The organism is Halostella litorea, from assembly GCF_004785955.1.
Classification (GTDB): Archaea; Halobacteriota; Halobacteria; order Halobacteriales; family Natronoarchaeaceae; genus Halostella; species Halostella litorea.
The window spans coordinates 289,372-312,618 of sequence record NZ_ML214300.1 but is presented as its reverse complement, the minus strand read 5'-3'; the positions used below and the strand labels follow the sequence as shown (position 1 = coordinate 312,618).

The window sequence follows — 23,247 nt, the reverse complement described above, 5'->3', positions numbered from 1 at the left end:
TTCGCGGGGTGTGTCGGCGATTGTCACACAGGGTGGCCGAGAACTGGTAGAACCCGGACCACGTGCCGACACGAATGGCTTCCGAACTCGACGGTCGCTCGACGATAAAACGCCTCGCCGGAAGCGAGCTCGGCAAAAGTATAGCGGGAGGTAGATTTGAACCACGCCCGCTTCGCTCCCGTCGGTCGCTCAGCGGTCTACTTCAAATCCACTCCGTCCGATATTTGCCGAACTCAGCGGTCGCTCGACGATAAAACGTCTCGCTCGGAAGCGAGTTCGGCAAAAGTATAGCGGGAGGTAGATTTGAACTACCGGTCTGCGGGTTATGAGCCCGCCGGAATCTCCTGGCTATCCCATCCCGCTACATCTCCGTAACGCGGTTCGCTAGTTAAGGGTTGTGATTCGGTCGCCCTATGCGAGTTTTTACCGCCCGCCGTGGACCCGCCATGTGAACAGGCTCTCGGCGACGTAGTTCACGACCATCCCCGCCGCGATGCCGACGAGGTTCGCCGCGAGGAACCACAGGTCGACGCCGAACAGGCCGATCGTCACGTCGAAGTTGCGGTACACCTGCGAGAAGACGGCGGTGGCGACGAGCACGCCGCCGGCGCGGACGAGGTTCGACGTGAGGAAGCGCCGGAGAAGCGGCCCCGCGCCGGGCGCGCCCTCGTCGGCGAACGTCCAGCGCTCGTTGATGAGGAACATCACGACGATCGCCGTCTCCGCGCCGGCCAGTTTCGCGAGTTCCGGCCCGACGCCGAACTGGAGGAGGACCCCGAGGACGGCGTTGTCACACACCGCGCCGACGGCGCCGACGGAGGCGAACTGGCCGAATCGGACTCCGGAGGCGAGCGCGCGGAGCCGGTGGGACAGGGCGTCGCGCATCGTCACTCCCGGTCGACCGGGAACCGGTCGACGAGGGCGCTCGGCCCGTCACGGTCGCGGGACGCGATGCGGTTCGGCCCGGCGCGGAGCCGGCGGGCGCGGCGGCGCGAGCGGAAAAGCGCCCGGGCGAGTTCGCCGGCGGTGCCGAGCGGCGCGACGGTCGAGTCCGGCATGTCCCGCCAGACGACCGGCACCTCGGCGATCCTGAGGTCGAGTGCGGCGGCCATGGCGACGAGTTCCACGTCCCACGCGAAGCCGGGTTCGTAGAGGTGTTGTCGCACCTCGCGCCAGGCGTCGCGGGCGATGGCCTTCGCGCCGCACTGGAAGTCGTACAGGTCGACGCCGAGGAACCGGCGGGCGACCCAGGCGAACGCGTCGCCGAGGCGGCGGCGCGCCATGGTCTGGTGGCTCCGCACGTCGGCGTCGGGGTGGCGGCGCGAGCCGACGGCGAGGTCGGCGTCGCCGGCCCGGACCGGCGCGACCACGTCGGCCACCGACGCGGCCGGCGTGCTGCCGTCGGCGTCGGCGAACGCCAGCACGTCCGCGTCGAGGCGCTCGAACCCGCAGGTGATCGCGCCGCCCTTCCCGCGGCGGGCGTCGACTGCGTTCACCGTCGCCGGCAGGTCCGCCAGCGCGGCCCGCGTCTCGGCGGTCGGGTCGTCGAGTTCGACGCGGATCGCGACCGGGTCCAGCCGCTCGCGGAGGTCCCCGACGTACGTCCGGAGGGCGCTGACGTCCGGGCGGTAGGCGGGTATCACGACGCCGAGCGACGGTCCCATCTATCTACCGAAGGCGGCCGAGGGGAGTAAAATAGTTCGGAACCGCACGGTCCGGCCGAAAGCATATCGGCGGCCCGTGCGACCGTACGGACATGACGCGCGTAGCGCTCATCGCCCACGACGACGAGAAGCCGGAGATGATAGACCTCGTGTCCGACTACCGCGAGACGCTCGAACCGTTCGACCTGCTCGCCACCGGCACGACCGGCAAGCGCATCGTCGAGGAGACGGGCCTGGAGGTGGAGCGGAAGAACTCGGGGCCGCTCGGCGGCGACATGATGATTGGCGCGGAGGTCGCCGAGGAGCGCGTCGACGGCATCGTGTTCCTCCGGGACCCGCTGACGGCCCAGCCCCACGAGCCGGACATCTCCGCGCTGTTGCGGATCTGCGACGTGCACGACACGCCGCTGGCGACGACGCGCACCTCCGCGGAGTACGTGCTGGAGGGGCTCGCAGACGACCGATAGCGAGCGAACACCGTACTCCCGGACGGCGCGGGCGACGAGGAGAAAGCGTTTACACGGAGGGCTGCCTTTCCCGCCGTAGATGGACTACGCCGCCGCCCTCTCGTGGCTCGTCGCGTACGTCGCGCTCGGGGCGGTCGCCGCGAAGCCCTACGTCGGCGTCCGTCGCCGGCTGTCCTCGGGGGCGGCACTCGGCCTGACGCTGGCGGCGCTTCCCGCGGCCGCCGGCGCGTACTGGCTCGGTCTGACGCGGCTAGCGTGGCCGGCGATGCTCGCCGCGCTCGCCGTCGTCGCGGTCTGCGTCGCGGCGGCGCAGCTGACCGCCGCCGGCTACGGGTGGACGCGGTACGCGCTCCGGGCGGTCGTCGGCGTCGCGCTCGCGGCGGCGGTCGCGCTCCACTTCGGGGCGTGGCCGGACGTCGCCGCGGCCGCGTACTTCCGCCGCATGGAAGCCCACGAGGTCGCCGTCTGGTGGACGGCGTTCGTCAGCCTCGGCGCGCTCGCGCTGCCGCTCGCCGCCCTCGTCTTCGACCGCTTCGACGACCGCGGCGCGGGGGTAGCCCTGCCGCTCGCCCTCGCCGTCGTCGGCGTCGTCGGCTACTGGGTCGGCCACATCACGTTCGGCCCGGTCGCGCTCGCGGCGGGGCTGGCGGCCGTCGCCGCCGGAACCGGGATCGCGGTCCAGCGAGGCGTCCCCGTCGACCTGCGGGCGTACGGGGAGGTGGTCGTCGTCTTCTCGCTCGCGTTCGGCCTGCTCGTCGCGCTCCGGGGCGTGGACCCCGCGGTCACCCCCGGGGCCGGGGAGAAGTTCCTCGACTACGGCCTCCTGCGGTCGCTGCTCCGGGCGGAGGCGCTTCCCCCGGCGGACATGTGGTTCGCCGGCGAGCCGGTGCAGTACTACTACGGCGGCCACATGCTCGCGGCGCTGCTGACGGAGCTCACCGGGACGCCCGCCCGGTACGCGTACAACCTCGCGCTCGCCGGCGTGTACGGCACGCTCGCGGCCGCTGCGTACGGGGTCGCGAAGGCGGTTGCGGCCGACCGGGGCGGCACCGGGCGGACCGCGGGCGCCTTCGCGGCCGTCCTGGTCGCCGTCGCCAGCAACCTCTCGACGCCGCTGCGCCTGCTCGTCTACTACCTGCCCGAGTGGGCGGGGAGCCGGATCGCCGACCTCGCCAGCCTCGAGATCGCCCAGCGTCCGAGCGTCGCCGCGGGTCCCGACTCGTTCTACTACTGGCCGGCCTCGCGGGTGATCGACCGGCACGTGTCCGGCGGACAGCAGTGGCACTACATCACCGAGTTCCCCTTCTTCGCGTTCCGCAACGGCGACCTCCACGCCCACATGGTGAGCATGCCGTTCCTGCTGCTCGTCGCTGCGCTCCTGTTCCAGTACTGGCTGACGCCGGCCGACGAGCGCCGGCGGCGGCGGGCCCTCGTCTTCCTCACGGTGCCCGCGGTCGGCGGGCTCGTCGGCGTCATCAACACCTGGACGTTCCCCACGGTCGCCGGGCTGACGTGGCTCGCGCTGACGTTCGCGCCGGCGGACCCGGCGACGCTGTTCCCGCGGCGGGTCAGGGTGGCGGCCGAGCGGTTCGGGGACCGCTCCCGGCTCCACGCCGAGGCGGCGCGGACGGGGACGGCGCTCGTCGGCGGCGCGACCGTCGCCGCCCTCGGCGTCCTCCTCGCCGCCCCGTTTTTCCTCGGGACCGCGAGCGGGCGGAGCGTCGGGGTGCTCCCGCCGAACCGGAGCGGTGCGGCGGGGCTGCTGGTCGTCCACGGCGCGTTCCTCGCGGTCGCGTTCGCGTACCTGTTCTCGCGGGACGGCGTGCCCCGGGCGGCCCCGGGGCTGGTCGCCGTGGCGGCCGTCGCGCTGTACGTCGTCGCCGCGCCGTTTCGCTTCGCGGCCGTGGCTATCTTCGTCCCGCCCCTGGTCGTCGCCTGGCTCCTGCTCCGGGCCGGCCGCGGCGTCGGCTTCGAGACGGCGCTGCTCGTCGGCGTCCTCGGCCTCGTGACCGCGGTGGAGTTCGTCTACGTCGTCGAACGGGCCGGCCCCGGCCGGATGAACACCCTGTTCAAGGTGTACACGCAGGTGTGGGTGCTCTGGGGCGTCGCGGCCGCCGTCATGCTCGCCGACCGCGCGCCGCTCGGGGCGGCGCTCCGGGCCGCGTGGGGCCGGGCCGGGACCGCGTTCACGCCGGTCGAGCGGGCGCTCGGGCTGGACGCCGCCGGGGACGACGGTCGGCCTTCGCGGCGGGCCCGGACCGTCTCGGTGAGCGCTGGCGGCGCGGTCGCGTCGGTGGCCGCCGTCGGCCTGCTCGCGTCGCTGTCGCTGTACGGCGGCTTCGTCGCGACGAGCCAGTTCGAGAACGGGACGGACGACCCGACGCTCGACGCCACCGCGTACGTCGCCGAGCAGCATCCGGTCGAGGCGGAGGCGATCGCCTGGCTGGACCGGCGTGAGGGCCAGCCCCACATCGTCTCCGCGCCGGGCACGGAGATATACGACTGGGTGAACGCCCCGTCGAGCCTCACCGGGCTGCCGACGGTCGCCGGGTGGAACCACGAAGTCGGCTACCGCGGGCCGAAGCCGTACTACGAGCGGGTCGCGGACGTCGAGACGATCTACACCGGGTCGACCGAAGAGCGGGCGGCGCTGCTCCGGCAGTACGAGGTGACGTACATCTACATGGGGCCGACCGAACGCCTGCGCTACGGCGCGCGCGACCTGGACGACGACCCGGGCATCTCGGTCGAGAAGGAGTACCCCTTCGTCGTGATCTTCCGGGTCGACCGGTCGGAACTCGCCTAAACGGAGAGGTCGCCTTTCGCCTTCACGACGTCGAGCGCCTCGGCGTCGACCCGGTCCACGTCGAGCCAGTGGGGGATGTAGTCGCGCGTCTCGTAGGCCTCGCGCTCGTCCTCGGTCCCGACGATACACCAGAGCTGGACCTCCTCGGGGCCGTGCCAGTCACCGTTCCGGTTGATCTGGAAGACGACCTGCTCCTCGCCCTCGTAGTCGATGATGGCGTCCTTCCGGATGTCGGGGTCGCCCGAGACGATGAGTCGCTTCATGCCAGCGGCTTCGGAAGAGACGCAATTAAGCGCTTCGAAGGACGCGGTCGCGCCCCGACGCGCTGGTTTCCCCGGCCGGTCCCACCCGGCGGGGCCACCGCCCGCCCCGGCGACCGACGTGAACCAAACGGGTTTTAAACGACGGCGCGTAACTGCCCGTAAGGTAGATATCCATGGAGATGCCTCGACGCTTCAACACGTACTGTCCGCACTGCAACGAACACAACGAACACGAGGTCGAGAAGGTCCGCGGCGGCCGCTCGACCGGCATGAAGTGGGACGACCGCAAGCAGAAGGAGGGGTCGAAGGGTATCGGGAACCGCGGCCGGTTCTCGAAGGTGCCCGGCGGCGACAAGCCCACGAAGAAGACGGACCTCAAGTACCGCTGCGGCGACTGCGGGCAGGCTCACCTCCGCGAGGGATGGCGCGCCGGCCGACTCGAACTCACCGACTAAAACAATGGCAGGAAGCTTCCACACCGTCCGCTGTCCGGACTGCGAGAACGAACAGACCGTCTTCGAGAAGGCCTCGACCGAGGTGTCGTGTGCCGTCTGCGGGCACACGCTCGCTCGCCCCACGGGCGGGAAGGCCGACTACGAGGGCGAAGTCATAGAGACCGTCGAAGCACGATGAAGTTCAGCGGCTGGCCCGAGAACGGCGAACTCGTCGTCGGCAAGATAGACGAGATAGAGGACTTCGGCGTGTTCGTCGACCTGGAGGAGTACGAGGACAAGCGCGGCCTCATCCACATCAGCGAGGTCGCCAGCGGGTGGATCAAGAACGTCCGCGACCACGTGCGCGAGGGCCAGACCGTCGTCTGTAAAGTGCTCGACGTCGACCGCGACTCCCAGCAGATAGACCTCTCGCTGAAGGACGTCAACGACCACCAGCGCTCCGACAAGATCCAGGAGTGGAAAAACGAGCAGAAGGCCGACAACTGGATGGAACTGGCCTTCGGCGAGGACATCGACGACGAGACGTACGGCACGGTCGCCAACGAGTTGCTCTCGATCCACGGCAGCCTCTACGACGGCTTCGAGCAGGCCGCCATCCACGGCGAGGAGGCCCTCGAGGACGCCGACCTCGACGACGAGGAGATAGCGGCCATCGTCGAGACGGCCCGCGAGAACGTGTCGGTCCCCTACGTCAACGTGACCGGCTACGTCGACCTGGAGTGTCCCGACGGCGACGGCGTCGACGCCGTCAAGGAGGCGCTGCAGGCCGCCGAGGGCAACGGGGAAGTGCCCGAGGAGGTCGACCTCGAAGTGACCTACGTGGGCGCACCCGAGTACCGGATCCGGGTCCGCGCGCCCAACTACAAGACCGCGGAGGACCAGCTAGAGGAGAGCGCCGCCCGCGCCGCCGACCGGATCGCCGAGTTCGGCGGGGCCGGCGAGTTCCACCGCGACCGCCGCACCGACGAGGAATGATGGCGGTCGCCCGCACCGGTCACCGGTTATCGCCGGCCCCGGTGGGGGCGCTCGCCGGTGATCGGCGGGAGCAAACAGTATGAAATCCGATATCCGGGTGTGTTCGGCCTGGGACGACGAACACGACCGCCCGGTGTACACCCTCTCCGACTCCTGTCCCGACTGCGGCGCGGACGCCGTCAACTCCGCGCCGGCGCCGTTCGACCCCGAAGACCGGTACGGCGAGTACCGACGCGCTCTTAAGCGGCGCGCCCGCGAGTAAGGCGTATGGACGAACTCGACATCGAGACCGTCGCCGAGGCCGACCTGTCGGAGCCGGTGCTCGTCGAGGGCCTGCCCGGCGTCGGCCACGTCGGCAAGCTCGCGGCCGAGCACCTCGTGGAGGAGCTCGACAGCACCCTCGTCCGACGGGTGTACTCCGAGCACTTCCCGCCGCAGGTCGACATCGACGAGGAGGGCGTCGCCGCGCTGACCTGCGCCGAGTTCCACGCAGTCGAGGGCGGCGACCGGGACCTGCTCGTTCTCACCGGCGACCACCAGGCCCAGGACAACGTCGGCCACTACCGGCTCGCGTCCGCGTTCCTCGACGTGGCCGACGAGTTCGGCGCCGACGAGGTGTTCTCGCTGGGCGGCGTGCCGACCGGCGAACTCATCGAGGAGTACGACGTGCTCGGCGCGGCCGCCAACGGGTCGCTGGTCGAGGAACTGGAGGCGGTCGGCGTCGAGTTCCGCGAGGACGAGCCGGCCGGCGGCATCGTCGGCGTCAGCGGCCTCCTGCTCGGCCTCGGCCGGCGGCGGGAGTTCGACGCGGCCTGCCTGATGGGCGAGACGAGCGGCTACCTCGTCGACCCGAAGAGCGCCCGCGCGGTGCTGGAGACGCTGGAGGAACTGCTCGGTTTCGAACTCGACTACGAGTCCCTGGAGGAGCGCGCCGACGAGATGGAGGACGTCATCAACAAGATCCAGGAGATGGAACAGCAGCAGTCGATGGACGTCCCGACGGACGAGGACCTGCGGTACATCGGCTGAAGTTCCCGAAAGCGGCTGGTTTTCGCCGGTTCAGACCCCGATAGCCTGCCCGCCGAGTTCGAGGCTGAGCTGCGGGATCTGGTAGATGATCAGGTAGGCGGCGGCGAGTTCGACGGCCGTCACGACGACGGTCGCTATTTCGGAGTGTTTGCTGCTGACGGCGACGCCGACCGGCAGGCCGTACTCCTGGGAGTAGGGGTAAAACAGCGCGATGCCGCGCTTGCTCCCGGCGACGTCCAGCACGTAGTGGGTGAGAATGCCGATCCAGACGTACTCCAGGTTCCCGAAGTAGTAGGGGAAGGCGACGAACGCGCCGAGCACGAGGAAGTTGTGCAGCGTCTTGCGGTGCTTGCCGAAGGCGGTGTCGACGTCGGGGAACAGCGCGCCGAGGACGACCGGCACGCCGACCTCCGCGATGGTGATGAACGTCTGTTCGTCGCCGACCGGTTCCAGGAGATACCCCAACCCGATGGAGAGCAGTACGGCGTTGAGAACGTGTCCTCGTTTGTTCATATCGGTACTCCGAGGCTCGGACCGGACGGGCACAAGGCTTTCCCTTGGCGATGCGCTCGCCGGACGGTCGTCCCGCCGGCGAGTCCCGGTTCGGGGGCGGCGGCTACCCCTCCAGTTCGGCCAGGAGGTCGCCCAGCGCGCGGTCGACCGTCGCCTCCCGGACCGCGGCCCGGTCGCCGTCGAACTCGTGGCGGGTGGCGGTCGCGTACGACGTTTCAGTGCCCCACGCCCCGGCGTAGGCGATGCCGATGTAGACGGTGCCGACCGGGTGCTCCTCGGTGCCGCCCGTCGGCCCGGCGACGCCGGTCGTTGAGAGGCCCCACGTCACGTCCGCGTGGTCGCGGACCCCACGGGCCAGTTCGCGGGCCACCTGCGCGCTCACCGCGCCGCGCTCGTCCAGCGCCTCCCGGGAGACGCCGAGCAGGCGGCGCTTCAGGTCGTTGTCGTACGCCACGACCGTCCCGTGGTAGTAGTCGCTCGCCCCCGGGACCGCGGTGATCCGTCCGCCCACGAGGCCGCCGGTACAGGACTCAGCCGTGGCCACGGTGTGGCCGGCCTCGCGCAGGGCGTCGCCGAACCGCTCCGCGATAGCGTCGCTCATGGGCGGCGTGACATCCGGAAGCCAGTTAACCGTATGGCCCCGCCCCGACCAAAACCTACTCCTGCCCGCTGCCGGAACGTCCGGTATGGACTACGAGACGCCGCTGTTCTTCCGCGTGATGGAGTACGCGGCCGAGGCCGAGGACGGCGACCGGGAGTGGCCCGCGGTCGGCGACGCCGCCGCGGGCGAGGTGATCGATATGGTGTCGGGCAACCCCGACTGGGACCCGCCGGCGGCGCTCCGCGAGGGGCTACACGAGTACGCCGACCTGGGGGCCGACGCGTTCCAGTACCCGCCGAGCGAGGGGCTGGCGGGGCTGCGCGAGGAGATAGCGGCCCGCCGGAACGTCGACGCCGAACAGGTCGTCGTCACGAACGGCGCGGGCGAGGCGAACTACCTCGCGATGGCGGTCGGGCTGGAAGTCGCCGAGGGGTCCGAGGTGCTGCTCACCGACCCCGTCTACCCGTACTACCCGGGCAAGACGAACCTGCTCGACGGGGACGCGACGTTCGTCCCGACGGCGTCGGACGGCCGGATCGACCCCGCGGCCGTCCGTGAGCGGGCGAGCGACGAGACGGCGCTCATCGTCGCCAACTCGCCGAACAACCCCACCGGCGCGGTGTACGACGAGGCGACGGTCCGCGAACTCGTCGCGGTCGCCGAGGCACACGACGCGCTTCTGGTCTCCGACGAGGTGTACGACCACTTCGACTTCTCGGGGCGGTTCGAGAGCGCGCTGACGGTCGACTCGGACAGCCGGGTCGTGACGAACTCCTTCTCGAAGTCGATGGCGATCACGGGCCTCCGCGTCGGCTACGCGGTGTTCCCGCCGGAGCTGGTCCAGCGGGCGAAGACCCGCCACATGCTCGTCAACGTGGCGGGGAGCCGCCCGGCCCAGTACGCCGTGCTGAAGGCGCTGCGCGAGACGCCGTCGGAGTACTACGCGGAGAACCGCCGCCGGATGGCCGACCGGGTCGACACCTTCACCGACGCGCTGGACGAGACAGGTGCGGAGTACACCCGGCCTGACGGCGCGTTCTACGTCATGGCGCGGTTCGACGGGTTCCCCGGCACGCTGGAGAACGTCGAGCGCCTGATAGACGAGGCGGGCGTCGCCGGGATGCCCGGCGAGGCCTTCGGCACCAGCCGCGACGAGTGGATCCGGTTCGCGCTGGTGACGCCGCAGGTCGAGGCGGCGGCCGCCCGGCTGGCGGACTACTTCTAGACCGCCCCCGCCCGGGCCGCGGCGAGCGCGTCGGCGGCGTCCTCCGCGGCGTTCGCCACGTCGTCCAGCCCGACCGCAAGCTCCCGGACGACGAGCGCCTCGGCGTCGCTCCCGCCCTCGAAGGCGGCATCGATGAGGTCGTACTTGACGGCGTCGCAGTCGCGTTCGAGCCGGCGGACGGCCGCGAGCGACTCCCCGACTTCGTCGGCGTCGCCGCCGCCCGCCGAGAGCCACTCGCGGAACGCGGCGGCGAGGTGTCGCGTCGCGTCGTGTGCCGTCCAGGCGAGCTGTCGGAGGCCGGCGAGCGCGTCGTCCGACAGCGACGGCCGCATCACGGCGAGTTCCTTGGCGAACGTCTCGGCGTTCGAGACCACGTCGTCGGCCTCGCCGACGGCCTCGACGAGGTCGGCCGAGAAGAGATAGCCCGTCGAGAACGACGGCTCCGCGCCGGCGGTGACGGCCCGGCGGACCTCGCCCGCGAGGTCGTCGCAGTGGGATTCGAGCCGGGCCAGCCGGTCGACCGCGCGGTCGAACTCCGTGCCGTCCTCGCCGTAGGCGTCGACGAGCGTGCGCAGCAGGTCGGTCCCGTCGACGAGGGCGGTCAGGAACTCGTCGACCGCGTCCGCGAGGTCGTTCGGGTCGGTTTTGTCGGCGAGCATACCCCCGCCGACGGGGGCGACCACCGTCGTCGTTTATATGTGCCCACCGTACCGCTCCCGTGACAACAAGACCCACACCGTCCCCGTGCCCCGGCCGTGCCAACGCTTATGCCCCCGACCTCGGTCGTTGTACGCAATGGCTGACCCGCTCGTCTCGGGGCTGCTCGCGCTCGCCGTCGCGCTCGCGCTCGGCGGCCTCGGCCTCGCGTACCGGACGCACCGACGGCTCGACGCGGCCGCCGACGCCGGCCGCGTCGACGACATGGAATCGCGCCTCGCGGACGCCGAACGCGCGGCTGACGACGGTACCGCGGACGCCGTCGCCGAAACCCGCGCGGCGCTCGACGACCTCTCGGAGCGCGTCGACCGACTGGACGACCTGCCGGCCCGGATCGACGCCGTGGAGGAGCGGCTGGCCGCGGCCGAGGACGACGACACGGCGCAGCGCCTCGACGGACTGGACGGGGCCGTCGCGGACCTGCGGGACCGCGTGGTCGACCTCGACGAGCGCCTCGCGACCGACGACGCCGCGTCCGCCGACGAGGTGGCCGCGCTGACGGAGCGAGTCGACGAACTCGCGGCGGACGTGGAGGAGGCGGCGGCGTCGGTCGAAGCGGTCGAGGCGGACCTCGACGCGCTCGCCGGGGACGTGGGCGACGTCGGCGAGGACATGGCGCGCCTCGACGACGAAACCGCGGCGGTGCGGGCGGACCTCGCCGACCTGACCGACCGGGTGGACGCGGCGGACGGACAGATCGCCGGTCTGGCCGACGACGCCGACGACCGCGATGCCGCGGTCGAGCGTCTGGACGAGCGCCTCGACGCCGCGGAGAGCCGGTTGGCCGACGCCGAGTCCGACCTTGACGCCGTCGCAGCGGACGACGGGCCGACCGCCGCGTCGCTCGCACCCACGGTCGAGCGTGTCGCCGACGAGGTGACGGCGCTGGACGAGCGCGTGGCGGCCGTCGAGAGCGACGGGACGGACGACGCGGTCGCGGACCTGCGGGACCGCGTGGGCGCGCTCGCCGAGCGGGTCGACGACGTTGCGGACGTCGCGGCGGACGCCGCCGTCGCTGTGGACGGGTCGGACGCCGACGACGCCCCCGCGCCGGCGGTCGACCCGGAGCAGGTCGACCGCATGGAAAAGGAGGTGCTGGAGCTCCGGACCGAGGTGTCCGCGCTGGGCGAGCGTCTGGACGAGGTCGAGAGCCGCGTCGGCGGCGTTGACGCCGCTGCCGACGCACCGTCGGGCGACGACGAGGACGGCGGCGACCTGAACGAGCAGTTCGAGCAGTTGCTGGAGGAGAGCGACGACGACAACCCCCTCTCGGGGTCCGGCGGGCCGACGGTGACCCGCGAGTCCGACCTCGACGAGTAACCGACGGGTACACAAGCGTCCGCCGGCTACCCGGCCGTATGGATTCTATCGACGTCGAGGCCGTCGACGAGGTCGACGAGGAGCCCGTCGACCGGGCGGCCAGGTCGCTCGACCCGAGCGCCGAGTACGTTCTCTACGGCGGGAAAGGCGGCGTCGGCAAGACCACGATGGCCGCCGCGACGGGGCTGGCAAGCGCCGAGGGCGGCGCGACCACGCTCGTCGTCTCGACGGACCCGGCCCACTCGCTGTCGGACACCTTCGAGACCGACGTGCCGGCCCGCCCGGCGCGCATCCGCGACGAGGTGCCGCTGTACGCCGCCGAGATCGACCCGGACGCCGCCATCGAGGACGGCACCGCGGCGTTCGCGCAGGGGGAGGGCGCGATGGGCGGCCTCGGCGAACTGCTGGGCGGCGAGGGCGGGCCGATGGAGTCGCTGATGGGCGGCGCGATGCCCGGAGCCGACGAGGCCGCGGCGATGCAGACCCTGCTGGAGTACCTCGACGACGACCGGTTCGACCGCGTCGTCGTCGACACCGCGCCGACCGGCCACACGCTCCGCCTGCTGGAACTGCCCGACGTGATGGACACGATGGTCGGGCGGATGCTCGCGCTCCGCGAGCGGCTCGGCGGGATGATGGACGGGATCAAGGGCATGTTCGGCGGCGCGAGCGAGGAGGAGGTCGACCAGGGGATCGACGACCTGCGGCGGCTGAGCGACCGGATCGAGCGGTTGCGGGCGACGCTCCGGGACCCCGACCGCACCGACTTCCGCGTCGTGATGGTGCCCGAGGAGATGAGCGTCGTCGAGTCCGAGCGCCTGCTCGACCAGCTTCGGGAGTTCGAAATCCCCGTCGGCACCGTCGTCGTCAACAAGGTGATGGAGGACCTGGCGGACGTGACCGACGACGTCGACGCCGCGCGGTTCGTCTCGCCGAACCTGGAGGACTGCGAGTTCTGCCAGCGGCGCTGGGACGTCCAGCAGGACGCGCTGGCGGCCGCACAGGACGTGTTCCGCGGCCACGAGGTCCGGCGCGTCCCGCTGTTCGCCGACGAGGTGCGCGGCGAGGCGATGCTGCGGATCGTGGCAGCCTGCCTGGAGTAGCGCCCTACAGGCGACCCTCGGACTGGAGGAGCAGGTACCCGCGGTACCGGATCGTCGTCCTGGCGAACCCCTCCAGCGCCCTCGCCCCGTCGGGCACGCCGTCGGTAGCCTTCAGGAGCTCCCCGCCGTCCGAGAGACCCACGAACAGCCGGTCGCCCGCCGAGAGCGGCTCCGAGAGCTGTCGCTGCCCGCGCCCCCGGGCGTCGGACAGCGCGAGCCGGGACTCCGCCGGCACGTCGCCGCCGTTGACCATCTCCAGTTCGACGCCCCTGCCGTCGGACGTGGGCTGGACCGCGAAGCGAACGCCCTCCTCGCGCGCCGCGTCCGCCCAGTCCGGTTCCGCGACGGTCGTCTCCCCGACGCCCCCGACGGCCAGGGTCGCGTCGTGGCGGACGTCGTCTCCCTCCCGCGCGACGCTGATGTTGTAGACGACCTCGCGCACGTAGCCGGACTGGGAGACGGCGACCCGCGCCTCGAACGCCGCGACGCTGTCCCCGAACGCCAGCCCCAGCAGCGCGTCCTCGTCGGCGACGCCGGTCGACTCGTACGTCGCGGCGTACCCCTCGCCCGCCTCGACGACTTCCAGCGCTTCGCTCCACGCCGCCCCGCGTAGCAGCGCTTCGAACCGGCCCAGCTCCGCAAGCTCGCGCGGTCGGGGCGCCCGGTCGTCGATCCGGTAGCGCTCCTCGAACCCCGACTTCATCCGGACGTACGCGGCCGCTTCGCCGTCGGGGGACCAGAGCGACTCCGTCAGGTCCCCGTCGTCGGTCGTCCGCGCGACGCCGCCCTCGCCGATCTCGTTCGTCGCCGACTCCGTGTCGGCGAACTCGCTGAACTCCCGGGTGATCTCGCTCTCGACCGTCAGCGTCCCGGCGTCGGTGACGGTCGACTCGTGCGTCCCGAACAGCGTCCCGCCGTCGATGCCGTCGCGGGCCGCGCCGTCGGGGTACTCGAACTCCGCGAGCGTCGGTCCCGGCTTCTCGGTCGTCTTCGTCGCCGTCTCGGTCTCCGTCCCCGTCCCGGCGTCCGTCGCCGCGTCGGTGTCGGCGTCGGTCTCCGATCCTCCGCCGTCGGACCCGCCGCCGGTACACCCGGCGAGCGCGGCGCTCAACGCGGCGCCCGAGCCCAGGACGACGCGTCGCGAAATCATTCGATCGTTTACCATGTGTCGATACTACCACTACAATGATACTATAAAAAGCCCCAGATTACTGCAAGTAGTGCGATGGGTATCGAAATCCAACAAATAACAAATATGCTATAACTTGGCCGATCGGGAGCGCGTCCGCCGCCGAAACGGGACCGTCACTCCACGACCAGCGCGCGCAGGTCGTTCAGGTTGGTGCCCGTCGCGCCCGTCCGGATCAGCGCGTCACGCGCCGCCAGGTACGGGTACGCGTCGTTGTCGGCCAGCGCGGCGCGGGCGGCGTCCGCGTCGTCGACCGTCGCGCCGTCGACGACCGCGCCCGCCGCGTCCGTCGCGCCGTCGATCCCGTCCGTGTCGACCGCGGCCACGGCGACTTCCGACCCCCCACCCGCCAGTTCCAGCGCGGCGCTCAGCGCGAACTCCTGGTTCGGGCCGCCCTCGCCGTCGCCGCGGACCGTCACCGTCGTCTCGCCGCCCGAGAGGACCACGGCCGGCGGCGAGACGGGGTCGCCGGTCGCACGCGCCTCCTCGGCGACCGCGACGTGGGTCTTCGCCGCCTCGCGGGCCTCGCCGCGCACCCGCGAGGAGAGCACGAGCGGGTCGTAGCCGCGCTCGGCGGCGGCGTCGCGGGCCGCGTCGATCGCCGTCCGGCCGTCCGCGACGACGTGGTTCGCGACGCGGTCGAAGGCGGGGTCGTCCGGCCCCGGCGTCTCCGCGAGTTCGCCCGCCGCGCCGCGTTCCAGGCGCTCGCGGGCGCTGGCCGGCGCGTCGACGCCGTACCGGTCCAGCACCGACAGGGCCTCGGCGAACGTCGTCCCGTCCGGCGCGGTCGGCCCGCTCGCGATCACGGACAGGTCGTTGCCGACCACGTCGCTGAGCACGAGCGAGACGACCGTCGCGGGGGCCGCCCGCCGGGCCAGCCGGCCGCCCTTCAGCGCCGACAGGTGCTTGCGGACGGCGTTTATGTCGCCGATATCCGCACCGCTGGCGAGCAGGCCGTCGGTGACCGCCCGGAGGTCGTCCAGCGACACGTCGCCGGCCGGCGCGGGCAGGAGCGCGCTCCCGCCGCCGGTGATAGCCGCGAGGACGAGCGTCCCCTCGCCCGCGTCGTCCGCGGCCGACAGCACCGCCCGCGCCCCCTCGACGCCGCGCTCGGTCGGGACGGGGTGGTCGCCCTCGCGGACGGTCACCCGCTCGGTCCCGGCGGGGTCGTCGGTCACCACGACGCCGCCGTCGATCCGGTCGCCGAGGACCGCCTCCAGCGCCGCGGCGACGTGGGCCGCCGCGTTGCCGCCCCCCAGCACGACGACCTCGTCGTACCCGTCGAGGTCGTACGACGCCTCGCCCCCGGCGGCGTCGCGTATCCGCAGCGTCCCGCCGTCGAGCGAGACGGCGTCCCGGACGACGGTCCGCGGGTGGCCGGCCTCGATCCCGGCCTCGACGCAGGCCAGCGCGACGTCGCGGGCGGGCGTCGTCGCGAGGGCGTCCCGGTTCTCGGTCATCACGACCGGACGCCGGCGATCTTCGACACCAGCCGGTAGGCGGCGTCGCGCCACTTCGCGGGGAGGATCCCGGCGTAGCTGAACAGCGTGGCGAACGGACCGACCGGGTACCGCGCCTCGGGTTCGGTCGAACTCGCCGCGTTCAGGACCACCTCCGCCACGCGGCGCGGCGGGACCGACGCCGGCCCGCCGCCGCCGATCGCCGCCGTATCGTCGAGTATCTTGTACAGCGAGGCGTACGCGTCCGTCCGCGGTAGGCCGTCGACCTCCTCCTCGACGCGCTCGGTGAACTTCGTCTCGACCGGCCCCGGTTCGACCAGCGCCACGTCCACGTCGAACTCGGCCACCTCGGCGCGGAGTGCGTCGCTCATCGCCTCCAGCGCGAACTTCGACCCGCAGTAGACGCCGCTCCCGGGGTAGGAGACCCGCCCCGCGAGGCTGGAGACGTTGACGATGGTGCCGTCGCCCTGCTCGCGCATGTGCGGGAGCACGGCCCGCGAGAGACGGTGCGGGCCGTACACGTTGACGTCGAACTGCCGGCGCACGTCCTCGACCGGGACGTCCTCGACCGGCCCCATCTGCGCGTAGCCGGCGTTGTTCACGAGGCAGTCGATCCGGCCGGTCTCCGCGACGACCTTCTCGACGACCGCGTCGACCTGGTCGTCGTCGGTCACGTCGAGCGCGGCCGTCTCGCAGCCGGCGTCGGCCAGGTCCTCGACGTCACCGACGTCCCGCGAGGTGGCGTACACCCGCCAGCCCTCGTCCAGGAACGCCTTCGCGGTCGCCCGCCCGATCCCCGACGAGCAGCCGGTGATGAGCACCGTCTTTCCGCACGCGCTCGACTCGTCACCGTCGTCCCACTCGTCCGCCTCGGCGTCGTCCGTTGCCGTGCTGGTCATGGTGGAGGTGTCGACCGCGGGACAGTAAAGCTAGCCGGTTCCGGCGGTGTGGGGGCCGGGGGTCACCCGAGTTCGGCCTTGACCTCGTCGGCGTACGCGTCGGCGAGCCGCGTCGGCTCCGGGAGCTTGTACTCCCCGCCCAGCCCCTCGACGAGGTCCGCCGCCGTCTCCGCGTCGACGCGGTGGCCGGGGCTGACGTACAGCGGGTTGATGGAGGTCGAACCCGAGTCGTACTGCCGGGACTGGACGGCGTACCCGATCACCGTGCCGTCCGGCGCGTCGACGTCCCCGTCGGCCTCGACAGCGACGCGCGCGCCCTCGGGCAAACCGTCGACCGACGACCGCGGGGTGCCACAGAGCAAGCTCTTGGCGACGCCGACGCTCGGCAGGTCCAGACAGACGCCGATGTGCGTGGCGAGGCCGGCCTGCCGGAAGTGGATCCGGCCGCTCCCGTCGAACAGCGCGAGGTCGGGCGTCGCGTCGAGTTCCTCGAACGCCGCGAGGATCGACCGCCCCTCGCGGAACGAGAGCAGGCCGGGGATGTAGGGGATCTCCAGGGGCGTCGCCGCGTGAGCGCGCTCTATCACCTCGCCGTCCCGCATCGCGACGACAGCGCTCACGGCCCGCTCGTCGAGGAACGCCTGGTCGACGCCGACGACGGTCGGCGGCGCCGCGCCCGGCGTCGAGAGCGGCCCCTCGGCGACCGTCGCCGGGTCGAAGGGGAGGTCGTTCTCGAAGGCGGCGGCGTCGGCGATGTCGCGCTGGAGCGCCTCCATCTCCCCGCGGGAGAGCGCCGCGTCGGGGACGAACTCGGGGCGGACCGGCGTCATCAGAACGGGCCGCGACCGCGGCCGGGACCCCCAGGGCCGCCCCCGCCGCCGAACCGCATCCGGTTGGGCGTGTTGACGCCCTTGTTCTTGACGTGCTGACCGTACGTCAGCCCGATGGCGAGGCCGACGAGGTGTGCGGCGTTGGCCACGTTCGCGCCGGCGATGCTCGGCCCGACGACGCCGAGGACGCTGATCACCGCGTAGAACCCGGTGATGACCCAGATGGGGACCGGGACGAGGAAGTACAGCAGGACGCGCATGTCGGGGTTGAGCACCGTCAGCACGCCCATGATAGCCAACCCGGCCCCGCTCGCGCCGACCACGCCGCCGCCGACGGCGCCGACGCCCTGGACGATCTGGAGGCCGACCTGTGCGAGGCCGGCGGCGATGCCGCTCCCCAGGAACAGCAGCGTGAAGTCCCGCGAGCCGACGTAGCGCTCGACGTGCTGGCCGAAGAAGTAGATCACGATGCTGTTGACCGCGATGTGGCCCAGCCCGCCGTGGGACAGCACCGACGTGAACCAGGTCCAGACGTACTCGGGGTGCTGGGGCGTCAACACGAAGATGCTGCGGTAGAGCTCGTACTCCTCGGTCCCCGGGATCCGGTATGCGAGGCCGAGGTACGCCTGTGTCACCTGCTGGAGGGCGAAGGTGACCCACATCAGGCCGAGGAAGACGAACGTCATGTTCCCCCGGACGTAGCCGAGCGGCCCGCCGACGCCCGTGTTCAGGCCCAGGCGGTCGGTGATCCCGCCGGACGAGCCGTCGTCGCGGACGCTGTCGTCGAAGCCGCTGTCGAAGACGCCGTCCGGGTCCCCCCAGTCCTCTAACCCCGGACAGGCGTGGTTCTCGGGGAGGCGGTGCTCGGCGCAGTACGTGCCACCGCAGTGCCGGCAGTTGTACGGCATGTTCTCTTCCTTGCCACACTGGTCGCACGTCGCCATTGACTCCCCCTTCGAGTGGCCCCCCAATGGGGCTTTTGGTCGGGGAGGCCGGGGCCGGCACGCGTCCGCCGCGGAACGCACCCGTCGAGGTTCCCCGGTCGGCGTTTACTGTACCTCGTGGGCGACGTTGTCCTCGGCGCGCCAGGTGTCGACCCGGCCGGTCACGTCGTAGGTAAGCGCCCCGACGCCGCCCAGCGAGAAGCTGATCCCGAGGTTCGTCGGCACTCCGCCGGGGTTCCAGCTGTGGACGTAGTCGGAGTAGACGTTCGCGTGCGTGCTGTCGTAGTCGTCGCGAACCTCTACGCGCAGGTCGAGCCACCCCTCGTTGTGGTTCGTGTCGGAGTCGCCGTGATTCTGCGTACTAACGTCGTCCGACGAACTGCCGTCGGGGCCGTCGACGCCCCCGTTGATGAGGTACGGCTTCACGTCGTTGAACTCGGCCCAGTAGCCGTACTGGTTGGTGTCGTGGGAGTTGGTCTGGTCGGAGTGGTTCGGGCTGTCCGGGATGAGACGGAAGGCGTTGTCGCTGAACGAGATGCTTACGCCGTCGTCCGGACCGGGACCGTCGACCAGGGTGTTCGAGTAGTCCAAGTCCCAGTAGAGGAAGGCGTAGAACTCCCCGTCGGTCTGGGTGTCGTACACGCCCAGATCCAGGGTCCCCGAGCCGTCCTCGGGGTCCTGGAGAAAGTCCTCCGTCGAGACGCCGTCCGAGCCGCCCCCGTCCCCGGAACCCATGATCGTCCGCGTGTGGCTGTACCCGACGCTGCGGTCGTCGAGTGCGTCGTGGGCCCGCTCGAGTTCCCCGTCCCGAAGCAACTCCTTCACCCGGTCGGGGATCCCCGGGCGCGTGGCGCTGGCCGCCGAGGCGACACCGCTGAGACCGATCGTCGTGGCGATACCGCTGGTCTTGATGAACTTGCGACGGAACATCGAATTAATATACAGTTTAGAAGAAGTTGTATTTTTATGTTGGTGAGATATTTGAAACCCCAGAGGACCGGATCCGTCTGCATTGGGGAGACTGCTGCGCCCGGCAACACGCGTCGACGGAACGCACCCGTCGGGACGCTTTTGCCGGTTGCGGTCCCACTGCCGGACGTGCAAGAGTACGAGCGAAAACAGCTCCTCGCGAAGGTCGAGCGCGAGGGGGCGACCGTGGGCGCGGCGATCCCCGACCGCATCACGGTCCAGGGCGAGGAGATCGACCTGCAGGAGTTCGTCTTCGAGATCAAGCGACGGGAGACGGTGCCGCCGGGGGAACGGGACCGGGTCGAGGAGGCGAAGAAGAACCTGCGCCGCGAGCGCCTCCAGCGCAAGCAGACGCTGGAGGCCGGCGAGGTGAGCTACGAGGAGGGCCAGGAACTCGTCCGGGCGATAATCGGGATCGAGCGCGCGCTCAACGCCCTGGAGAGCCTCTCGCCGACCGATATCGAACGCGAGGAGGAGGTCCAGGAGATGACCGACCGCAAGCGCTGGATGAACTTCCTCCAGAAGGCCCTGGGGAAGAAGGACGCGTCGACCGGGGGGCCGGGGCTATGAACGACGAGGTCGCCGACCGCTTCGAGGAGATGGCGGACCTGCTGGCGGCGAAGGGCGTCGAGTACAAGCCCCGGGCGTACCGCCGCGCCGCCGAGAACATCCGCGAGTACCCGCGGCCGATAGACGAGCGCGCGACTCAGGGGGCCGACGCCGTGCAGGCGATAGACGGCGTCGGCGAGGCGCTCGCCGACAAGGTCGTCGAGTACGCCGAGACGGGGAAGATAGCCGAACTGGCGGAGTTACGCGCTGAACTCCCCGTCGAGATGGACGCGCTGACCCGGGTCGAGGGGGTCGGCCCGAAGACCGTGGGGGACCTGTACGCGGCGCTCGGCATCCGGACGCTGGACGACCTCGAACGCGCCGCCCGCGAGGGGGAGATCCGGGAGGTGAAGGGGTTCGGCGCGAAGACAGAGGAGAACATCCTCGACAACGTCGACTTCGCCCGGCAGGCGACGAAACGCCAGCGCATCGGCGAGGCCCGCCCGCTCGCCGACGCGGCGCTCGCCCTGCTCGACGGGGTCGATGTGGTCGAGCGGGCCGAGGTCGCCGGCTCGCTGCGCCGCTGGCGGGAGACGATCGGCGACGTCGACGTACTCGCCGCCAGCGACGACGCCGGGGCGGTGGTCGACGCCTTCACCGACTGGGACCGCGCCGACGAGACCATCGAGGCCGGCGACATCAAGGCCAGCGTCCGCGCGGACGGGGTCCGCGTCGACCTCCGGGTGGTCGTCCCCGCGGAGTTCGGCAGCGCGCTCCAGTACTTCACCGGGAGCAAGGACCACAACGTCCGCCTCCGGAACTACGCCATCGACCACGACATGAAGCTGAACGAGTACGGCGCGTTCGACGTGAGCGAGGTGGGAAGCGCCGCTGGGAGTCCGACGGAGTCCGACGGGGACGGCGACGGACAGCGCGCCGGCGAGCGCGTCGCCGGGGAGACGGAGGCGGGGATGTACGAGGCGCTCGGGCTCCCCTGGATCCCGCCGGAACTGCGCGAGGACAACGGCGAGATAGCGGCCGCCGAGGCCGGCGAACTCCCCGACCTCCTCGTAGTCGAGGACATCCGGGGTGATCTCCACACCCACACGGACTGGTCCGACGGCGGCCACTCCATCGCCGCGATGGTCGAGGCCGCGGCCGAGCGGGGGTACGACTACCACTGCGTCACCGACCACGCGACCGGCCCGGGGATGGTCGGCGGCGTCGGCCTCTCGGACGCCGAACTCCGCGAACAGATCGACGCGGTGCGCGATGTCGCCGCCGACGCGCCCATCGACGTGTTCGCCGGCGTCGAGGCGAACGTCGACGCCGAGGGCGGGATCAGCGTCGGCGACGACGTGCTCGCGGAACTGGACCTCGTCGTCGCCTCGCCCCACAGCGCGCTCGACCAGTCGGAGGACGCCGCGACCGACCGCCTGGTCGCCGCCGTCGAGCACCACGAGGTCGACGTGCTCGGCCACCCGAGCGGCCGGATGATAAACCGCCGCAGCGGCCTGACGTTCGACGCCGGGGCCGTCGCCGAGGCGGCCGCGGCCGCGGGCACCGCGCTCGAAGTGAACAGCAACCCCGCCCGCCTCGACCTGTGGGACGACGCCGTCCGGGCCGCCGTCGAGGCCGACGCGACGATAGCGGTGAACACGGACGCCCACGGCCCCGCCGAGTTCGACCTGGTGCGCTACGGCGTCCACACGGCCCGCCGGGGCTGGGCCGAGGCCGCCGACGTGCTGAACGCCCGCGACGCCGACGGCCTCCGCGCGTTCCTCGGCTGATGCGGCTCCTCCTCGACGCGATGTGTGGCGGCGTCAGGGCGCACCTGCGGATGTGCGGCCACGACGCCGCGTACGCGCTCGACCGCGGCGTCGAGGCCGACGATGCGCTGCTGCGGATCGCACGCGACGAGGACCGGACGCTCGTCACCAGGGACGCCGCGCTCGCCGGCCGCGCCGCCGACGCCGTTCGACTCGACGCGACCGACGTGGACGAGCAGTTACGCGAACTCCGGGACGCCGGCGTGCCCCTCACGCTCCCCGACGAGCCCGAACGCTGCGGGGCGTGCAACGGGCCGCTGGCGCGGACCGAGGGGTCGACGCCGGACTACGCTCCGGACCCTGCGGACGTCGCCGTCTGGCGGTGTCGCGACTGCGGGCGCTGCTTCTGGAAGGGGAGTCACTGGGACCGGGTGGCGGCGACGCTGGCGGCGATGGACGGCTAGTTGTTCGGCTCCCACTCGTCGCAAGCCTCCATGTCGTCCATGCGCTCGCCGTGGAAGCCACAGTAGGGCTGCATCCCGCGGCCGGTGCGGACGTACTCGAAGTGCTCGCAGTTGCCGCAGTACGTGTCGGTCAGTTCGGTCGTCGTCGGCCCGTCGTCCAGCACCTCCCCGTCGTCGGGCCGGCCGTCCATCGGCGACGTGATGTCGCTGGCCGCGGAGCCGCCGTCGCTCGCCGGCCCGGCGGCCGCGCTCCCGGGACCCGACGACGCGGCCGCTGCCGGCCCGCCGGCCCCCGCCGCGCCGCCGGTGGACGATCCGCTCCCAACTGTCCCGCCGGACCTGTCGGGGCGGTTCGTCTGCGTCTCGACGTCGCCGTCGGGCGTCTCGCCGAAGGTGCCGACGCTGCCGAAGCCGGTGCCGAGTTCCGAGCGGTCCACCTCGACGACCTTCGTCTCGCCCTGCTTGGTCACCTCCAGCCGGACGGTGCCGCCCGGATCGTTGCGCCGTTTGAACGTGGCGATGCCGGCGAACAGGCAGCCCACGAGCGTGATGACGCCGAGGAAGTACACCGCCGTCACGACGAACGTGAGGTCCCGGCCGTAGCCGGCCCAGTGGTCGGGGTACGCGTACCAGAACAGCGCGACGCCGAGCGCGGTCACGCTCGCGCCGATGGCGGCGGCCGCCCGGATCCGCGTCTCAGCGGGGAGAACGGTGAACACGCCGAGGACGACGGTCGGGAACCCAACCCCGCCGAGCACGCCCGCGACGAGGCGTCGGCCGAACTGGTCGACGCCGACGACCGCGAGCAGGTCGGTCGTGGCGACGACCACGCCGACGACAGCGAGCACCGCCCCGAGGAGGAACAGCCCCGTGCCGAGATACAGGCGGCGAACGCTCTGTACCTCCCCCACGTGGCCCTCGTACACGTCCGCGAGGCTCGTCATGTCCCCCCATTGCGGGGCATCACACAAAACACTACGTCAGACATCGGGCACGTGTGCCCGGCCCGCGACGCGCCCCGCTCGCGGAAACGAAA

At 71.6% G+C, this 23,247-nt stretch carries 26 protein-coding genes and 1 tRNA gene; 13 read left to right on the top strand and 14 right to left on the bottom strand.

Annotated features, from left to right (window positions below; translation table 11 throughout):
- Positions 1–288 precede the first annotated feature (288 nt).
- The 3 genes from EYW40_RS01585 to EYW40_RS01575 all read right to left on the bottom strand — a co-directional run bounded on the left by EYW40_RS01585 (position 289) and on the right by EYW40_RS01575 (position 1,664).
- Positions 289–363, bottom strand: a tRNA-Met gene (locus EYW40_RS01585).
- A 60-nt stretch (positions 364–423) separates the two neighbouring features.
- On the bottom strand, positions 424–885 hold the full coding sequence (locus EYW40_RS01580; protein WP_135819869.1) for a GtrA family protein: 462 nt from the start codon (positions 883–885) through the stop codon (positions 424–426).
- Positions 886–887: 2 nt separating this feature from the next.
- Positions 888–1,664, bottom strand: coding sequence for a glycosyltransferase (locus EYW40_RS01575; RefSeq protein ID WP_135819868.1), 777 nt, complete (start codon positions 1,662–1,664; stop codon positions 888–890).
- Between the two features lie 92 nt (positions 1,665–1,756).
- Here EYW40_RS01575 and EYW40_RS01570 point away from each other — a divergent pair, with 92 nt between their 5' ends.
- On the top strand, positions 1,757–2,131 hold the full coding sequence (locus EYW40_RS01570; RefSeq protein ID WP_135819867.1) for a methylglyoxal synthase: 375 nt from the start codon (positions 1,757–1,759) through the stop codon (positions 2,129–2,131).
- Between the two features lie 79 nt (positions 2,132–2,210).
- Entirely contained in the window at positions 2,211–4,937 is a 2,727-nt protein-coding gene (locus EYW40_RS01565) for a DUF2298 domain-containing protein (RefSeq protein WP_237560551.1), read from the top strand.
- On the opposite strand, the gene EYW40_RS01560 is transcribed toward EYW40_RS01565, so the two are convergent.
- The gene (locus tag EYW40_RS01560) at positions 4,934–5,200 is read right to left on the bottom strand and encodes an HAH_0734 family protein (RefSeq protein ID WP_135819866.1); all 267 of its coding nucleotides are present in this window, start codon (positions 5,198–5,200) and stop codon (positions 4,934–4,936) included. The genes EYW40_RS01565 and EYW40_RS01560 overlap by 4 nt on opposite strands.
- A 173-nt stretch (positions 5,201–5,373) precedes the next feature.
- On the opposite strand from EYW40_RS01560, the gene EYW40_RS01555 reads away from it, so the two are divergent.
- From EYW40_RS01555 to EYW40_RS01535, 5 genes are all read left to right on the top strand, one after another.
- Positions 5,374–5,655 carry a 50S ribosomal protein L44e gene (locus EYW40_RS01555; RefSeq protein WP_121822173.1) on the top strand — a complete coding sequence of 94 codons (282 nt, stop codon included), beginning with the start codon at positions 5,374–5,376 and terminating at the stop codon, positions 5,653–5,655.
- 4 nt (positions 5,656–5,659) lie between these two features.
- Positions 5,660–5,833, top strand: a complete 174-nt coding sequence (locus EYW40_RS01550) for a 30S ribosomal protein S27e (RefSeq protein WP_121822174.1) — start codon at positions 5,660–5,662, stop codon at positions 5,831–5,833.
- On the top strand, positions 5,830–6,630 hold the full coding sequence (locus EYW40_RS01545) for a translation initiation factor IF-2 subunit alpha (RefSeq protein WP_135819865.1): 801 nt from the start codon (positions 5,830–5,832) through the stop codon (positions 6,628–6,630). The genes EYW40_RS01550 and EYW40_RS01545 overlap by 4 nt, the downstream gene beginning before the upstream one ends.
- A gap of 79 nt (positions 6,631–6,709) precedes the next feature.
- On the top strand, positions 6,710–6,892 hold the full coding sequence (locus tag EYW40_RS01540; RefSeq protein WP_135819864.1) for an RNA-protein complex protein Nop10: 183 nt from the start codon (positions 6,710–6,712) through the stop codon (positions 6,890–6,892).
- 5 nt (positions 6,893–6,897) lie between these two features.
- Positions 6,898–7,659, top strand: coding sequence for a proteasome assembly chaperone family protein (locus tag EYW40_RS01535; protein ID WP_135819863.1), 762 nt, complete (start codon positions 6,898–6,900; stop codon positions 7,657–7,659).
- Positions 7,660–7,689: 30 nt separating this feature from the next.
- On the opposite strand, the gene EYW40_RS01530 is transcribed toward EYW40_RS01535, so the two are convergent.
- Complete coding sequence (locus EYW40_RS01530) at positions 7,690–8,172, bottom strand: metal-dependent hydrolase (RefSeq protein ID WP_135819862.1); 483 nt, start codon at positions 8,170–8,172, stop codon at positions 7,690–7,692.
- Positions 8,173–8,275: 103 nt separating this feature from the next.
- Positions 8,276–8,773 (bottom strand): CinA family protein, encoded by a 498-nt coding sequence (locus tag EYW40_RS01525; RefSeq protein ID WP_135819861.1) that lies wholly within the window; start codon positions 8,771–8,773, stop codon positions 8,276–8,278.
- 85 nt (positions 8,774–8,858) lie between these two features.
- Here EYW40_RS01525 and EYW40_RS01520 point away from each other — a divergent pair, with 85 nt between their 5' ends.
- The gene (locus EYW40_RS01520; RefSeq protein ID WP_135819860.1) at positions 8,859–9,998 is read left to right on the top strand and encodes a pyridoxal phosphate-dependent aminotransferase; all 1,140 of its coding nucleotides are present in this window, start codon (positions 8,859–8,861) and stop codon (positions 9,996–9,998) included.
- Here EYW40_RS01520 and EYW40_RS01515 read toward each other — a convergent pair.
- Positions 9,995–10,657: a DUF47 domain-containing protein gene (locus EYW40_RS01515; RefSeq protein ID WP_135819859.1), complete on the bottom strand. Its 663-nt coding sequence runs from the start codon at positions 10,655–10,657 to the stop codon at positions 9,995–9,997. The two genes, EYW40_RS01520 and EYW40_RS01515, sit on opposite strands and share 4 nt — an antisense overlap.
- A 136-nt stretch (positions 10,658–10,793) precedes the next feature.
- Between EYW40_RS01515 and EYW40_RS01510 the strand changes: the two genes are divergently transcribed.
- Together EYW40_RS01510 and EYW40_RS01505 are read left to right on the top strand one after the other, a co-directional pair.
- Positions 10,794–12,035, top strand: coding sequence for a hypothetical protein (locus EYW40_RS01510; RefSeq protein WP_135819858.1), 1,242 nt, complete (start codon positions 10,794–10,796; stop codon positions 12,033–12,035).
- Between the two features lie 38 nt (positions 12,036–12,073).
- Complete coding sequence (locus EYW40_RS01505; RefSeq protein ID WP_135819857.1) at positions 12,074–13,138, top strand: ArsA family ATPase; 1,065 nt, start codon at positions 12,074–12,076, stop codon at positions 13,136–13,138.
- Positions 13,139–13,142: 4 nt separating this feature from the next.
- Here the strand turns inward: EYW40_RS01505 and EYW40_RS01500 are convergent, their stop codons facing one another.
- The 6 genes from EYW40_RS01500 to EYW40_RS01475 all read right to left on the bottom strand — a co-directional run bounded on the left by EYW40_RS01500 (position 13,143) and on the right by EYW40_RS01475 (position 19,390).
- Positions 13,143–14,288 carry a DUF7537 family lipoprotein gene (locus EYW40_RS01500; RefSeq protein WP_135819856.1) on the bottom strand — a complete coding sequence of 382 codons (1,146 nt, stop codon included), beginning with the start codon at positions 14,286–14,288 and terminating at the stop codon, positions 13,143–13,145.
- 155 nt (positions 14,289–14,443) lie between these two features.
- Positions 14,444–15,787 carry a glycerate kinase type-2 family protein gene (locus EYW40_RS01495; protein ID WP_135819855.1) on the bottom strand — a complete coding sequence of 448 codons (1,344 nt, stop codon included), beginning with the start codon at positions 15,785–15,787 and terminating at the stop codon, positions 14,444–14,446.
- Entirely contained in the window at positions 15,787–16,686 is a 900-nt protein-coding gene (locus EYW40_RS01490) for an SDR family oxidoreductase (protein ID WP_135819854.1), read from the bottom strand. The genes EYW40_RS01495 and EYW40_RS01490 overlap by 1 nt, the downstream gene beginning before the upstream one ends.
- Before the next feature lie 62 nt (positions 16,687–16,748).
- Complete coding sequence (locus EYW40_RS01485; RefSeq protein WP_135819853.1) at positions 16,749–17,516, bottom strand: endonuclease V; 768 nt, start codon at positions 17,514–17,516, stop codon at positions 16,749–16,751.
- Complete coding sequence (locus EYW40_RS01480; protein ID WP_135819852.1) at positions 17,516–18,460, bottom strand: rhomboid family intramembrane serine protease; 945 nt, start codon at positions 18,458–18,460, stop codon at positions 17,516–17,518. The genes EYW40_RS01485 and EYW40_RS01480 overlap by 1 nt, the downstream gene beginning before the upstream one ends.
- Before the next feature lie 105 nt (positions 18,461–18,565).
- On the bottom strand, positions 18,566–19,390 hold the full coding sequence (locus EYW40_RS01475) for a hypothetical protein (RefSeq protein ID WP_135819851.1): 825 nt from the start codon (positions 19,388–19,390) through the stop codon (positions 18,566–18,568).
- Positions 19,391–19,558: 168 nt separating this feature from the next.
- Between EYW40_RS01475 and EYW40_RS01470 the strand changes: the two genes are divergently transcribed.
- Genes EYW40_RS01470 through EYW40_RS01460 form a run of 3 tightly spaced genes read left to right on the top strand, consistent with a single transcriptional unit; the run spans position 19,559 to position 22,211 of the window.
- The gene (locus EYW40_RS01470) at positions 19,559–19,999 is read left to right on the top strand and encodes a DUF5788 family protein (protein WP_135819850.1); all 441 of its coding nucleotides are present in this window, start codon (positions 19,559–19,561) and stop codon (positions 19,997–19,999) included.
- Positions 19,996–21,768 carry a DNA polymerase/3'-5' exonuclease PolX gene (gene polX, locus EYW40_RS01465; RefSeq protein ID WP_135819849.1) on the top strand — a complete coding sequence of 591 codons (1,773 nt, stop codon included), beginning with the start codon at positions 19,996–19,998 and terminating at the stop codon, positions 21,766–21,768. Before EYW40_RS01470 ends, polX begins: the two co-directional genes overlap by 4 nt.
- Positions 21,768–22,211: a Mut7-C RNAse domain-containing protein gene (locus tag EYW40_RS01460; RefSeq protein WP_135819848.1), complete on the top strand. Its 444-nt coding sequence runs from the start codon at positions 21,768–21,770 to the stop codon at positions 22,209–22,211. Before polX ends, EYW40_RS01460 begins: the two co-directional genes overlap by 1 nt.
- Here EYW40_RS01460 and EYW40_RS01455 read toward each other — a convergent pair.
- Positions 22,208–23,155, bottom strand: a complete 948-nt coding sequence (locus EYW40_RS01455; protein WP_135819847.1) for a cell division protein CdpA domain-containing protein — start codon at positions 23,153–23,155, stop codon at positions 22,208–22,210. The two genes, EYW40_RS01460 and EYW40_RS01455, sit on opposite strands and share 4 nt — an antisense overlap.
- Positions 23,156–23,247 lie beyond the last annotated feature (92 nt).